General features: G+C 33.3%; 10 protein-coding genes and 1 tRNA gene. 1 reads left to right on the forward strand and 10 read right to left on the reverse strand.

The genetic code is table 11. The features are described 5' to 3' along the window. The first annotated feature begins 7 nt into the window (after window positions 1–7). The gene (locus X925_RS09555; protein ID WP_121959809.1) at window positions 8–2,038 is read left to right on the forward strand and encodes an alpha-amylase family glycosyl hydrolase; all 2,031 of its coding nucleotides are present in this window, start codon (window positions 8–10) and stop codon (window positions 2,036–2,038) included. A gap of 21 nt (window positions 2,039–2,059) precedes the next feature. On the opposite strand, the gene X925_RS09560 is transcribed toward X925_RS09555, so the two are convergent. The 10 genes from X925_RS09560 to X925_RS09605 form a co-directional block, all read right to left on the reverse strand. Further along, window positions 2,060–4,198 carry an RNA degradosome polyphosphate kinase gene (locus tag X925_RS09560; RefSeq protein ID WP_121959810.1) on the reverse strand — a complete coding sequence of 713 codons (2,139 nt, stop codon included), beginning with the start codon at window positions 4,196–4,198 and terminating at the stop codon, window positions 2,060–2,062. A gap of 14 nt (window positions 4,199–4,212) precedes the next feature. Next, window positions 4,213–5,736 (reverse strand): HD domain-containing protein, encoded by a 1,524-nt coding sequence (locus X925_RS09565; RefSeq protein ID WP_121959811.1) that lies wholly within the window; start codon window positions 5,734–5,736, stop codon window positions 4,213–4,215. Window positions 5,737–5,738: 2 nt separating this feature from the next. Beyond that, a complete protein-coding gene (locus X925_RS09570) occupies window positions 5,739–6,680 on the reverse strand; it encodes an ROK family protein (protein ID WP_012208306.1) in 942 nt (313 codons plus the stop codon). A 30-nt stretch (window positions 6,681–6,710) separates the two neighbouring features. Next, the gene (locus tag X925_RS09575; protein ID WP_121959812.1) at window positions 6,711–7,589 is read right to left on the reverse strand and encodes a CHAD domain-containing protein; all 879 of its coding nucleotides are present in this window, start codon (window positions 7,587–7,589) and stop codon (window positions 6,711–6,713) included. Further along, on the reverse strand, window positions 7,556–8,041 hold the full coding sequence (locus X925_RS09580; protein WP_121514599.1) for a histidine phosphatase family protein: 486 nt from the start codon (window positions 8,039–8,041) through the stop codon (window positions 7,556–7,558). Before X925_RS09580 ends, X925_RS09575 begins: the two co-directional genes overlap by 34 nt. A 31-nt stretch (window positions 8,042–8,072) precedes the next feature. Next, window positions 8,073–8,822 carry a hypothetical protein gene (locus X925_RS09585; protein WP_233187774.1) on the reverse strand — a complete coding sequence of 250 codons (750 nt, stop codon included), beginning with the start codon at window positions 8,820–8,822 and terminating at the stop codon, window positions 8,073–8,075. Between the two features lie 146 nt (window positions 8,823–8,968). Beyond that, window positions 8,969–9,043 (reverse strand) — tRNA-Asn (locus X925_RS09590). Between the two features lie 40 nt (window positions 9,044–9,083). Beyond that, on the reverse strand, window positions 9,084–10,301 hold the full coding sequence (locus X925_RS09595) for an anhydro-N-acetylmuramic acid kinase (protein ID WP_121959814.1): 1,218 nt from the start codon (window positions 10,299–10,301) through the stop codon (window positions 9,084–9,086). Window positions 10,302–10,304: 3 nt separating this feature from the next. Next, window positions 10,305–11,315, reverse strand: a complete 1,011-nt coding sequence (locus X925_RS09600; RefSeq protein ID WP_158245463.1) for a serine hydrolase — start codon at window positions 11,313–11,315, stop codon at window positions 10,305–10,307. Between the two features lie 14 nt (window positions 11,316–11,329). Then, window positions 11,330–13,006, reverse strand: a complete 1,677-nt coding sequence (locus X925_RS09605) for a beta-N-acetylglucosaminidase domain-containing protein (RefSeq protein ID WP_121959816.1) — start codon at window positions 13,004–13,006, stop codon at window positions 11,330–11,332. Window positions 13,007–13,098: the final 92 nt, after the last annotated feature.

Genomic DNA, 13,098 nt, shown 5'->3' on the forward strand with positions numbered 1-13,098 from the left:
GTAAAAGATGCCTATTCTATCTGAAGTTAATAAATACTTACAAAGTAAAATCTCACAGGGGAAAGACGATTATGCAATACCAAAAAGATGGATGCCACCTAATTATACCGGTAAAGTTAAACTAGCAGGGAGAAAATTTTTTGTTAATCCATACGAGTTTATATCCAACATAATCGACAATCTATTAAAAAATGCTGTAAAAGGCGTGGATTACAGCAAGCCTCTTTCTTTCATTAAAAATATTAAAGAACCAGATTGGATCAGAACGAGCATACTTTATTCTGCTCACGTACGAGCTACGGCTGCATACGTTCACGATCAAACTACTTTATTCGTTCCGATAGACGAAAAAGGTTACACTGAATCGGGCACTTTCCTAAAAATGTTGATGTTAATACCCTATTTTGCTACTTATAACGTCGATAGTATATATTTACTTCCAATAACTCAATCCAGCAGTAAATTTAAAAAAGGTGAAGTAGGCTCACCATACGCAGTTAAGAATTTTTTCACTGTGGAAAAAGATTATCACGACACACTTTTGGAAAATGAATTCACCCCTAATGAAGAATTTGGAGCTTTTGTCGAAGCCGCTCATATGGCTGGAATGAGAGTATTGTTAGACTTTGTGCCACGAACAGGATCCAGGGACAACGACTTGATTTTAGAACATCCTGATTGGTTCTATTGGATAGATATAGATGAAATGAACGGTTTTGCTCCTCCTAAAGTTAAAGACCTAGGGTTTGTTCAACCAAGCAAAGAAAATTTAAAAATTGTCTACAATGACGAACAAGTCAAAAATCATCTTAAAAAATTCAGATGGGATCCGAAAACTCAGAACCCACAAAAATGGGAGAATTTTATAAGAACAAATAAAAACAACCCGGATTTTTTGGATGAGATAGCAAAAGAGTTTAAAGTAATTACCGTTCCAGGATTTTCAGATTGGATAAATGATCCCCAACCCGCATGGGAAGATGTCACTTTCTTAAGACTCTATCTTTCTCATCCGGAAGAAGCCCTAAAATATATAGATGGGGCAAATCAACCTCCTTATGTACTCTTTGACGTGGTTAAATCAAGTTTGTTCCCAGGGAAAGAAAAGAATACCGAACTTTGGAACTTAATAGCAAACATTATTCCATTTTATCAGAAAAATTTCGGCATAGATGGTGCTAGGTTGGACATGGGTCACGCTCTACCTGATGAACTTGAACATGAAATTATAAAAAGGGCAAAAGAATACGATCCTGCTTTTGTAATCATAGCTGAAGAGTTGAACATGGATAACCATATAAAAGCTAAAAAAAGTGGTTATGATGGAATTTTGGGAAATTCATGGTGGGCTGAGCCAAGAATAAAAGAAGGCTGGTTCAAAAAATTCATCTCAGAAGTAGCACCAAAAATATCTTTGCCTACATTTGCTACGGCAGAGACACCAGATACCCCAAGAGCCGTTACAAGAGAAGGTAAAGAAACTTTCTCAAAACTAACAGCGGTGGTAAATACTTTCATGCCAAACGGAATAACATTTATAAACTCTGGATATGAGCTTTTTGAACCTCAGCCTATGAATACAGGCCTAGATGTGGAGGACCCCGTAGAAGAAAGATTTAAAAATCTACCTTCAACAGACCAATTTTACGGCAAACTTGCATTCTTTGATTGGTATGTACTACATTGGGACACAGACCATCATATGGTGAAATTACTCACCTTATTAGGTACACTAAAAGAGGAAGTCAAAGATCTTTTAAAAAACCCTGATAATTATCATTTCATTGATTTTTCTGACAATGCATGTGTAATGTTTTGGTGGAACGGGAAAAAAGGAGTTGTTATACCTATCAATACCAACTTTCAAAATCCTTACTTCTTCGATATAGACCTTGGATACTATACTTGGAAAAGTGATCACAATATTCAAACAAAGTTAGAAAATTATAGAAGAGGAGAAAGCTCTTGGAACGTTCAGGATGCACATTTAAGAGTAACAATCAATCCAGGAGAAGCTAGAGTGTTTTTCGTATATTAAAAAGGGCATTTAGCCCTTTTTTTATTTTAATTTTGGAAAGTTAAACTTGTCGACTTCTTGCTTTTTTATAAATTTTCTAAATTTTTTCTTTGCTTCCTTCATCAGTTCTTCTTGAACTATAAACAAGCTTGACTTTTTCCCTATCGGTTTCCTATACTCTCCATTTGGTTGTAATTCTCTTGCTTTGAAATTATCTTTCAAATAAAGGTTCAATACATCTATTAAACGTTGCTTTAAATCTTCCTGCTCTACTGGTATCAAGGTTTCAACTCTTCTATCCAGATTTCGAGGCATTAAATCGGCACTTGATATAAATAATTTAGGTAGTCCATTATTTTCAAAATAATATATTCTACTATGTTCTAAATACCTTCCTACTATACTTCTAACCGTTATACCTTCACTAACACCTTTTATTCCAACTTTTAAAGCACATATCCCTCTAACGATCAAGTCAATCTTCACACCAGCCATAGATGCCTTATATAACGCTTTTATTATGGATACATCTAGTAAAGAATTAACTTTTATTATTATTTTCCCTTTTCCGCCTTTTTTAACTGCATCTATTTCATTCTCAATCCAACGTAAAAAAGTTTCTCTCAAACTTGTAGGAGCGACTCCCAATTTTTTCCATGTTGGAGGTTTTGAATAACCCGTTAAGATGTTGAACAGAGCCGATACATCTTGAGCATAACTTTCCTTACAAGTAAAAAAATCTATGTCTTCATATAATTTTGCAGTGATGTAATTGTAATTCCCTGTACTCATATGAACGTATCTTCTGATACCGCTTTCTTCTCTTCTAACAATCAACAATAGTTTTGCATGTACTTTTAAACCGACAAGTCCATAAACAACGTGGCAACCCGCTTTTTCCAACTCCTTAGCCCACTGGATATTATTTTCTTCATCAAATCTGGCTTTTACTTCTACCACTACGGTAACTTGCTTGCCGTTCTCTGCTGCTTTTATAAGGTAATCTATGATTGGAGATTTTTTCCCAACTCGATACAAAGTTTGTTTAATTGCCAACACTTGAGGATCCTCTGCCGCCTGTCTTAAAAAATCTAGTACATGCTCAAAAGATTCATAAGGTCGGTGTAAAAGGACATCTTTTTCCCTAATTACTTTAAAGATATCCTCCTTGCCATAAAAGCTTGGCGAAGGTTGGGGAGAATAATACTCAAATTTTAAATGCTCATACCCTTCTAAATTAGCTATTTCCATGAGAGAACTTAAATCTAAAAGATTGGAAATCTCATAAATATTATCACTTCTTAAAATTAGCGAATTTACAAGGAAATTCCTCAGGTTCTGCCCCATGTTTTTGGATATTTCTAACTTTACAGGAAAACCTGTTTTTCTTTCTTTAAGTGAACTTTCAATCTCAATTAACAAATCTCTGGCATCATCCTCGTCAATAGAAAGGTCTCCATCGCGTGTGATTCTGAACTCAGAAATCTCAATTACTTTGTATCCACTAAAAAATAAATCAGAATGCATTTTTAAAAGATCTTCAGTTAAAAATAAACACGTACCATCTTTGCAGGGGATTTTTATAAACCTTGGAAAAATCGTCGGTAGTGGTATAAAAGCAAATAACCTTTCCCCTTTATCATCTTCTAACTCAACACCTAGATTTATGCCACTACCCGGTAATATCGGAAATGGCCTACTTTGATCGACTGCCATGGGGGTAACTACGGGAAAAACCGTTGTTTGAAAATAATTATCTAAAAACTCCTTTTTTTCTTCATCAACTTCATTAACTTTGAGAACTTTGATATTCTCCTTTTCTAAAGAAGGTAGTAACTCATTTTCTAAACAATTATATTGCTTTTCCACCATTTCATGGGTTTTTTGAGAAATCTTCGTTAATTGATCTCTAGGAGTTAAGCCTGAAAAATCCGTTCCACTGAAACCAGCTTGAAGTTGTTCCTCCAAGCCAGCCACCCTTATCATGAAAAACTCTTCAAGATTGGATGAGGTTATGGAAAGAAATTTAACTCTTTCTAAAAGAGGATTTGTTGTATCATAAGCTTCCTCTAACACTCTAAAATTGAAATCTAACCAACTCAGCTCTCTATTGTTATAATGTTTGTAATCGTTCAAATCAATCTTCTTTTCTTTAGTTTTGTTGCTGCTAGTTTTTGCCATAAAATTTCATTCCTTTATACTTTTTTTAATAACTCTGGAAGTATTCCAAACACTTCCAAAAAGAAGTTATCCTTTCTTTTCAATGCCCACTCTTCCAACAAAGTTTCTTTTGGTGAATGAGTAGTTATACTCAGACGATTACCCTTCAAATTGATTTCAATATCTCCCAATTTATTTTCATGAGCGACATCTAAGGCGTCAGCAAGCCTCAATATGGCAAGCATCTTTGTTATCAAAATCTTATCAGGTATGTTTTCCAGCTGTGATGAATAATCATCAATCTCCAAATCTTGGGCACTGTGGAAGTAAGCGATCCTTGATACAATGTCCAATTCTCTTGAAGTTAAACCTATAATCTCTGAACCTTTTATTATGTTATACGAATGCAAATAATGTCTCTTAATATTTACATATTTTCCAATATCGTGTAAGATAGCAGCCACTTGCAAAAGGAGTCTATGTCTTTTGCCTAACTGATGAACTGGTTCTAAAGCATCAAATAATTTCATCGCATATTTTTCTACTGTTTGGCTGTGAGTCTCCTCATAGAAATATCTTTTACCAATATTTCTAGAAGAAATGATCGTACTCTTTTCCAGTAAATTAAAAAATCTTCTATATTTTCTGCTCAACAACCGTTGAAATAACAAGCTCCTACTTAAATTAACCTTCGGAAAAACCAATATATTTTCAGCTCCAGATACTTCTAAAAGCAATCGATAAAAAGCTAAAGCTGATAACAACGAATTCGCTTTACTTTCAGAAATATCGTATTCTCTTGATAATTCGGTGGCATTCTTTGATTTCAAATTCTGGAAAAGTTCATTCAACTCCTCTTGGGGAATGTTTAATACTTCTTCCTCATTTTTCCCTAAAAGTCCAGCTAAAAACTCGATTTCATTGCCACAAGTTACAAAGGTTTTGATCTTTTTATTACTAAGCCAAACCTTGATAGGCTGATAAAATGTGTTTAAATACTCTCTGATTAAATTACTATAGTGCAAGGTGTTTTCTTCCAACTCCCTAAGCATCTCAGAGACTTTAACAGAACCTATTTTTATATTTTGAGAGCTGTCTATTAAACCCTTAGAATACGTTGCTAATCCCATACTTCCAGTCCCTATGTAAACGAATAAAATATCATCCCTTTTGTACTTTTTATATTTTTCAAAGTTTCTTATCAATTCCATGTAGATATGTGATTTTTCTTCGTAGTCATCTAAAACATCGATAGTAAAACCTGTTCTTGTTTCGATCTGATCCAAAATAAAATCTAACTTTTCTGCTTCTCTCAAAGCGGTGGTGCCTACTACCTTCAATTTACTTGCTCCATATTCCTCCGCTACCCTTTTGAATCCTAAAAGTTTTTTACTTAGGATCTCCACTTTTTCAAAAGATATCCTTCCTGTTGTGAAGGTATCTCTTCCCAAGAATAAGGGGTAATCCAAACTTTCTATTATATCGATATCATCTTGATCGTTCTGAGCAATATCAAAAGATATATTTTCTGTTCCTATGTTTATAACACCTGCTACCATTGTTATACACCTACTTTTTCTTTAACAAGCGAAAAAGCCCCATACAAGCATGCATCATCTAGCAATTGTGATAGTTTAAACTCACAACACTCGAAGATATGAGGTATAGAGTACTGCTTGGCTGTTTCAACTACTATAGGCATCAATTGTTCTCCTAAAGCCTCCATTACTCCCCCTCCTAAAACGATAACTTCAGGATTTAATAAATTAATGATGGAACCAGCATTTATTCCTATATACCTTGCGGCGTCGTTTAAGATATTTCTTATTAGATCGTCCCTTTGATCATAAGCAGCTTTTAAAGTAGAACTTTTCACTATGCCTTTCAAATCACTATTTTTTATTAAGGTCTTTTCGCCTCTCTCTTTTTTTCTAACTATTTCTCTTTGGATAGCTACTTTAGAAGACAAACTTTCCAAACAGCCACGAAGATTACAACCGCAAAGAGGTCCTTCAGGGTACACATTCATGTGTCCAATCTCAGCAGCAAAATTGAATGAACCTTTATATAATGATTCATTCAATATTAAACCGCCTCCAATTCCAGTTCCTACAAAATAACCTACGGCATTTTTTGCTCCTTTAGCGGCACCAAACTTCCATTCCCCATACATACTCGCATTGGCATCATTTTCTATAATAGTTTTGATGTTGTACTCTTGCTCAACAAAATCGACTACATTAAATTCATTCAAAGGCATGTTAGGAGTAAAGGTAATTTTTCCATCTTTTATAACCCCCGGTACCCCTATCCCTATCCCTTTTACATCTTTATTTTCTGTCAGCAAAGAATCTAAAACTTTCTTCAATTGTTCGACAACTTTTTCTTTGCCTTTTGAACTTTTGGAACTCTTTTTTTCCGTCTTCAATTTGTTACCTTTCTCATCGAATAAAGTCCCGAGTATTTTAGTTCCCCCTATGTCTATCCCAATCCAATTGCTCATTTTTTACACCCCTTTTTATAAGATTCAAATTTAAGCCTCTTGACTAGAAATATTGTTGCATAACTTTTCAAAAATCTCGTTCACCTCAACGTTAATCTTCCCTTGTATTTGGGTTAGTTCCTTATCAATTTCTTTTAATAACGCAATGACATTATCTCCTTGAATTTTTTTTACCAACTTTTTCTTTAAAACAATCAAATCATGATGAGTCCCCAAAATATCTTGAATCTGCTTAAACATGTCTTCTTCAGGTAAAGTTTTACCTTTCAACTCCCCTAATATCTCTATTTTATAACGCAGATCTTTAACCTTTATCCTTATTTTATGCAGTTTTTTATCGTCACTTTTATCGGTATTTTTAAACTCTTCATAAACTTCCTCAAATTCTTTTGTGTAAAGATTGGCAAAATAAGGCTTATTTATCTGAAAATTTTGTATAAAATCAAACACCAAGAAGCTTAAACAACTTTCTAGTAGATGATCTAACTTTGAGATTTTTAAAGATTTTAAATAACTTTTAAACTTCTCCTTCTCTTTACTGTATTTTTTCTCGAAATAATCAATTATTTCATTATTTTGCCCTTCAATTTTTAAAAGAAAGTCTATGTGAACTTGATAATCTCTTGATTTATTGCTTTTTTTTAATATCTTATTTACTTTTTTCTTAGCTTTCTTAGAGCTTTCGCGTTTTGAAAATCCTTCCAAAAAATCTATACTTGCTTCTATCCTTCTACACGATGTTCTCATGTCGTGAACAGTATCGACACCCTCTTCATCTAAAACATTAGAGATGTTTTTTAGAAGACGGTTTTTCATCTTTTCAAAATATTCGATGTACTCTTTCAAAAACATCCATGGATTTACTGAAATATCGTTTAAGAGCTTAGTGACTTCGGATCCACCATCCATTTTAATTTTCCTTTCCCAGATAAAATATCATCGAATGATTCTCCTTCAATACAAATTACTCCGGCCTTTCTCAAATGCAAATCATCACCTGTTAATTTTTTTGCAAGTTCGTCAAAAGTTGGATTGTGTCCAAACATGATCACATTGTTATATCCCTTTGTAATATTTGAGATTTTTTCAATTATCTCTTCTACTTCTCCTTCATACAATAATTCTTCTTCTACTATCTTTGGCTTGGATTTAAAAGACCTTGCAAAGATTTCTGCGGTTTCTTTTGTCCTCAAAGCAGGAGAGGTAATCAAAAGATCAACCTTATTTAAAATTTTAACCACATAATCGGCGACTTCTTTAGCATCGCTCTTACCAACTTTTGTCAACTTTCTATCCAAATCATCAATTTCCGAGGATCTTTTTTCTGCTTTAGCGTGCCTAACTAATATTAGGTTTTTCATATCTAAAACATTCCTCCTCGTATAAACGTTTTTAAAAAGAATTCACATAATCTCTTAAAGTTGATCCGATTCTTTCTAATAGGGAATCCATATCACGCGTTTTGTTCAATCTTTTGAGAGTATTCCAAAAAATATATATTCCAGTAAGACTACCTATAAAATTCCCAATAAAATCCGTCATTGTATCGAAAAGGCTATCTTCTTGAGCTAATCTGTATCCAGGATAATCTCTAAAGATTAGATCCGAAGCAAACTCTCCTATTTCCCAAAATACTCCTAGTGTCATAACAATAGAGAGGGTAACAACAAATACTTTTAGAAAGAAAAAAGACCATTTCATCCTAGTCCAGATTAGTTCAGAGCCCATTACTAAGGGATATATAAGAAATGAAAGCCAAATACCTCCTGTAAAATGAAGAATAAAATCGTAAATTTCAAAGCGATCATAAAATTGATACCACATACCAAATACACTATGTAAAGAAATTTGTATTATTGTTACTGTACGTATTTCTTCAAGAATCGTAGATTTTGTTACCCATTCAAAAACCCAAGTTAAATAAACTCCAAAAGCACTTAAAAGGTATCCTAAAAAATGTGGTAAGTTAAAATCCCAAATGCTTCCTATAATAGGGATAAATACAACAAAAGAAAAAAACAAGTTAATAGTTCTTAAAACAGAATAAACCGTTGAACTTGAAGTAAACAAGGTTTCTTTCACCACAGGATCTCTTACCAAAAAGTGATGAATTTTGTCAAATTCTATTTTTGCTTTTTTCAATGTTTTCGAAAATCTTGGTGTAATTGATATCACCTCATTTTAAGTTTTTGCATATTCTATAATTTATTTCAATTATACCATTTAGATACAAAAACAAAAAAAGCAGCGAAATAATTCGCTGCTATGAGGGGATGATACGACTATGGTGGCTCCGGGTGAGGGATTCGAACCCCCAACCTAGTGGTTAACAGCCACCCGCTCTACCGTTGAGCTAACCCGGAAAAAATAAAATACTTTCAAAATCCAAAAATGATTATATCATCAAAATGGTGTTTTGTCAATATTTTTATTTTTATCTACGGGGGCTACTTCACCAAGGGTAACAAACCTTTTGGCTCCAGTTATTTGAGGTACATTATTTTTTCTTTCTTTGTAAGTTTGATAAGCTATCACTGCAAACGCTACCGCTTCTTTAGCGTCACTTGAAAAACCTAATTCTTCGAGCACCATCACGGAAGCTTTTTTGCTTATCATCTTTTTTGCATAATCTTCTATCATCGATACCAAAGTAGGATTATAACTTCCTCCACCAGAGATTATAACTTGGTCTATGTTAGTACCTATAAATCTTAAGTAAGCATCGACAATCGATTTAGCTGTAAAAGCTGTTACGGTTGCAACAATATCTTCGTCGTTTAATTTCATACTTTTTCCTTTGTTTATCACCTCTTTAGCATAATTTAACCCAAAAACTTCTCTTCCTGTGGTTTTGGGAGGTTCTTTTTTTATAAAAGGATGAGCCATTAGATCATCTAAAAGAGCATCAGAAACCTTACCTCTTTCACTAATCTTTCCATCTTTGTCATAACTCTGTTCTCCATTGGTTAAAATTTGAACTACACCATCTATAAGCATATTCCCTGGACCTGTGTCTGTACCTTTTATATCTCCTATCGTGGATTTTTTTGGTATATAGGTGAAGTTTCCTATTCCTCCAATATTTTGCATAACCCTGTTGTAGTCATCACTTTTGAACAAAATATAATCAACATAAGGTACAAGTGGTGCACCTTGACCACCCGCTGCAATATCTCTTGCCCTAAAGTTGCTAACGGTGGTAGTCTGTGTCCTTTCTGCTATTACACTAGCTTCACCTATTTGAAGAGTGGAAATAAAATCATCACTCACATAATGGTATATAGTTTGACCATGGGAACCTATTAAACTAACATCTTGCATATTCAAACTTTTTGATTCAACAACCTCTTTGGCGGCTTGAGCAAACAATTCACCAAGCTCGAAATTCAATCTGCAGATTTTATCCACGCTACCAGTTGTGGGGTCCGAACATTCTAAAATTTTTTCTCTCATTTTTTTACTATATGGTGTATTTATAAAATTAACAACCTTTACATTTAATTTTTGCTCGTCCTGTTCTGTTATTTCAATTAGTGCAGCATCTATTCCATCCACTGATGTCCCTGACATTAAACCTATTACCAACATAATATCTTCTCCTTTTACTTCCAAAGTGTTCATTTATTAATGATCTTTTCGAAAAATTATATTATTTATCTTATTTCGTATCACGTTCAATTCAGGCTTTTTTAAGAATCTATCGTAATAAACAGAATTTGTCAAAAATATTGAAAATAACCCATCTTTTCTGATCCAAATGGATGTGCCTGTAAAACCATTGTGGCCGAAACCTGTACTATCAAGTGAGTATTGACATCCTGCAACAGGTGGAGCCATCCAAGCTATATGAGTAGTATTTTCCCCTCTTTTTACCAACGTAGTTATAAAAAGATCCAAAGTGTCTTTTGAAACTATTTCCCCATTTAACAAGCTGATTATGAAAATCCTTAAATCACTGGCATTAGAAAACAAACCTGCGTTACCACTTACTCCACCCAAAGAGTAGGCAAGTTCATCTTCTACTACACCCTTCAACCTTTTACCTTCTCGGATAGATGTGGATACGGCTTTATCTTTATTCTTTGGATTGAAACAAGTATTTGCCATCCCTATTTTTTTAAAAATATCTTCGACATACTCTTTGAAATTCTTTTGAGTAACTTCTTCAACAATTTTCATAAGTGTTATAAAATTTAAACAAGAATATTCGTAACACTTGTAGGCATTTTCTTGGGGCTGAATATTGATTATGTACTTAAGCAATTCCTCTCCTCGATACTCTTCCCATAGATTTGAATAAGCTTGCATTCCAGAAGTATGAGTTAATAATTCGAAGATTGTAACCTCGCTTTTTGGACTACTTACCTCTATGAATTTGCCTATTTTATCTTCCAATTTTATTTGCTTTTCATCTATTAGTCTCATAACCGCGGTTGCAGTTCCAACCACTTTGGTAACACTTGCTAAATCAAAAATATCCTCTTCAGTAAGTCTTTCTTTTTCATCTTTTGTTCCGAAAGTATTTTTATACAATATATCTTGATTTTTACCTATTAAAATGGATGCCCCTGTATAAACATTATTTACTCCTGATGAAACAATTTCATTTAAAGATTCAATATCTTTGTCTTTCAAACCATCACTGCCTTTCAAAATTCTTTTATAAATCTTTCTAAAATACCATCACAAACCACATAAGAGTCTAATCTATCTACCTCGTTTTTTATCTCAACTTTTTCATTAGAACTAAGCAGTTTACTAGCGACTCCTGCAAGCTGGGAAAGCTTTTTTAACCATGGTTGTATATCCTCATATAACTTTTTATCTTTCATATATTTCAATTTTCCTTCAAGATTGCTCAACCTCTCTAAGTATTCCTTTAGCTCTTTTCCCTTATTCAAAGGATCTTTTCTGAATTCTTTTATTAGACTTTTCAACTTAAATGATGTTTCCCCAAAAATTCTCGATTTTAGAAAATTTTCACTGAATAATTTCATATCTTCAAAAAAGTCTGACCCTACCAAATTAAAAATAGATTTGTTCCAAGAACACCAAGGATCGTAACCTTGTGAGTTCCAAAGATAATCTGCTATTGTTAGTTCTGCAATCATCGATGCATATGGCTGATTCATCGGATTTGAGATAACCCCTTTTACTCTTGAAATGCATAAGTCATTTTCTCTGTTCATTAACGGGGCTAAGAAAAGTTCGCCTTGATCTGCATCGTTTACCGGATAATTATCCCACAAGATCAAATCATGACCGAACTGGTTTGAAATCTTATCTGCGTTTTTTCTGCTTACCCTTTTTGACCATACACCCTTCCCTGTCCATATTACAGGAATTTCAGGATTTAAGTTCTCTTTTATTGTCCTCCTGTACAACGAATCTTCTTCCTGCCAGTATTCAGTTGGACAGAAGTATAGGTTAACCTCTGAATCTTTCCCCTTTAAAAATTCATATAACTTGTTTGCTATATATGTCTGAGCCAAACCATAATTCCCTTCAAATTTTTTTTCATCTTCTTCATAATTCAACTTTTCAGGAATATCATCGAAAAGAATAGCAAATTTTTTTACACCTTTACTTAAAATTTCATAGTATTTTTTGCACAATAAATCAAACTCTTTTTGATCGCTAAATTTCATGCTAAGTCCCGGGCTTACACAAAACACAAAATCGACAAAATTATCTTTTGAAACTTTTATTAGCTCATCTATTTTTTCCATTTCTTCCTCTGGATAATCGTCTCGCCATTTTTCCCTGTGATATGGATCGTCTTTTGGAGCGTACCAATAGGTATTCATTTTATTTCTTCCACAAAAATTTATCATATCCAACCTGTTTTCATGGCTCCATGGTTCCCCATAAAAACCTTCAATTATTCCCCTCATTTTAAAAGAAGGAGAATCGAATATCTCTACTACTGGTAGAATTTTGTTTTCTAAGTCAATAAGTTGTTTTAGAGTTTGTAATCCATAAAAAATACCTTTCTTTGATTTTGAAAAGATTTTAACAGTCCTATTTTCTTTTTCGACTTTAATCAAATAGCTTTCTAAATCCATAATATCGATACTTAACTCTATATCATTGCTTTTGATAAATTCATTTAAGTCCTTTTCAGAAGGAGAAATAATAGGTTCTATTTTTAAGTCGGAATAAACTGGATCTTTTACAAAGACAAAATGTTCACTCGGAAAAATCTTAACGAAACTTTCTTCTTCAAAATTTTTGAAAATAGAGAGCTTTGAACTTTCAAAATGAATATTTGCCCCTTCATAGAATAACTTTTTGGGTTTTGGATTTAATCTAAGAAACAAATCCATTAAAACTCCTCCATTCCAATATGAGATAAAGTAATTACTTTATTATCAATAATTGTTTTTTGTATTATATCATGTTTATTTTTAAAATGTTC

This window comes from Petrotoga sp. 9T1HF07.CasAA.8.2 (assembly GCF_002895585.1).
Classification (GTDB): domain Bacteria; phylum Thermotogota; class Thermotogae; order Petrotogales; family Petrotogaceae; genus Petrotoga; species Petrotoga mobilis.

Bases quoted from the DNA above. Each gene is read 5' to 3' on its own strand.
- X925_RS09555 (WP_121959809.1), top strand. From the start codon at position 8: ATGCCTATTCTATCTGAAGTTAATAAATACTTACAAAGTAAAATCTCA.
- X925_RS09560 (WP_121959810.1), bottom strand. From the start codon at position 4,198: ATGGCAAAAACTAGCAGCAACAAAACTAAAGAAAAGAAGATTGATTTG.
- X925_RS09565 (WP_121959811.1), bottom strand. From the start codon at position 5,736: ATGGTAGCAGGTGTTATAAACATAGGAACAGAAAATATATCTTTTGAT.
- X925_RS09570 (WP_012208306.1), bottom strand. From the start codon at position 6,680: ATGAGCAATTGGATTGGGATAGACATAGGGGGAACTAAAATACTCGGG.
- X925_RS09575 (WP_121959812.1), bottom strand. From the start codon at position 7,589: ATGGATGGTGGATCCGAAGTCACTAAGCTCTTAAACGATATTTCAGTA.
- X925_RS09580 (WP_121514599.1), bottom strand. From the start codon at position 8,041: ATGAAAAACCTAATATTAGTTAGGCACGCTAAAGCAGAAAAAAGATCC.
- X925_RS09595 (WP_121959814.1), bottom strand. From the start codon at position 10,301: ATGAACACTTTGGAAGTAAAAGGAGAAGATATTATGTTGGTAATAGGT.
- X925_RS09605 (WP_121959816.1), bottom strand. From the start codon at position 13,006: ATGGATTTGTTTCTTAGATTAAATCCAAAACCCAAAAAGTTATTCTAT.